2 protein-coding genes are annotated in these 538 nt (G+C 60.4%); both read left to right on the top strand.

Going from position 1 to position 538, the window contains the following annotated elements:
• Positions 1-114 (top strand): DUF3768 domain-containing protein, encoded by a 114-nt coding sequence (locus ACZ9XP_RS17795; RefSeq protein WP_465188948.1) that lies wholly within the window; start codon positions 1-3, stop codon positions 112-114.
• Between the two features lie 69 nt (positions 115-183).
• Positions 184-538, top strand: a 355-nt coding sequence (locus ACZ9XP_RS17790; RefSeq protein ID WP_465188947.1) for a lambda-exonuclease family protein, incomplete at its 3' end; no start/stop codon positions are given.

Here is a 538-nt window from a genome sequence, read left to right as displayed (position 1 = left end):
GTGTTCTGCAAGATCGATTACTACGACCCTACGCTGCAGCAGCACTCCGTTGATGCGGCCAACCCTGTACTGACCCACCGCGTGATGACGGTGATGTTGGCCGCAGAGTACTAAACCCTTTTACTCAAACCGATAGCCCGGACTGACACTGCCAGCCCGGGCTTGATGCTTTTGGAGGTTTCTATGCGTGAACGCTACGGCCAGGCCAAGCGCCTGGCATCCACCCTGAATCTGCCGCGTGAGCAATGGCTGCAGTTGCGCCAGCTGGGCATTGGTTCGTCCGATGCGGCAGCTGCCGTTGGGCTGTCTCCTTATAAGAGTGCGCTGTCGCTCTGGCTGGAAAAAACTGGCCGCAAACCGGCAGAGGATCTGTCCGATAAAGCCCCGGTGTTCTGGGGCACCATGCTGGAGCCGGTACTCGCCACCGTGTACGCCGAGCAAACCGGGCGCAAGGTACGGCGGGTGAATGCGGTACTGCAAAGCCCGCAGCACCAGCACATGCTGGCCAACTTGGACCGCGAAGTACGTTGCGGGCGCG

The sequence above is a fragment of the Vogesella perlucida genome, from assembly GCF_979366545.1.
Note: the sequence above shows the minus strand (reverse complement) of the source record. Positions and strands in the feature narration are given on the sequence as shown.